Source organism: Paraburkholderia sp. SIMBA_027 (assembly GCF_046535315.1).
GTDB classification, from domain to species: Bacteria; Pseudomonadota; Gammaproteobacteria; order Burkholderiales; family Burkholderiaceae; genus Paraburkholderia; species Paraburkholderia tropica.
In genome coordinates, this window is record NZ_JAWRWY010001523.1 from 1 (window position 1) to 239 (window position 239).

Consider the following 239-nt stretch of genomic DNA (forward strand, 5'->3'; position numbering starts at 1 on the left):
GGCGCGCTCGCCGAACTGGTGCGCGACGGCATGGCGGTGCTGATGATTTCGAGCGAATTGCCCGAAGTGCTCGGCATGGCCGATCGCGTGCTGGTGATGCACGAGGGACGTATCAGTGCGGATATCGCGCGCGCCGAAGCGAACGAAGAACGCATCATGGGCGCCGCACTCGGCCAACCGATTCCGCCGTTGGGGCGTGCGCTGAAGGAAGTCCCCCGCGCCGAAGGAAGTCCCCTTGG

Annotated in this window: 1 pseudogene; it reads left to right on the plus strand. The window is 66.1% G+C overall.

The window, feature by feature from the left end:
• Positions 1–239: pseudogene (locus SB764_RS44275) on the plus strand (hypothetical protein); the annotation flags it as partial.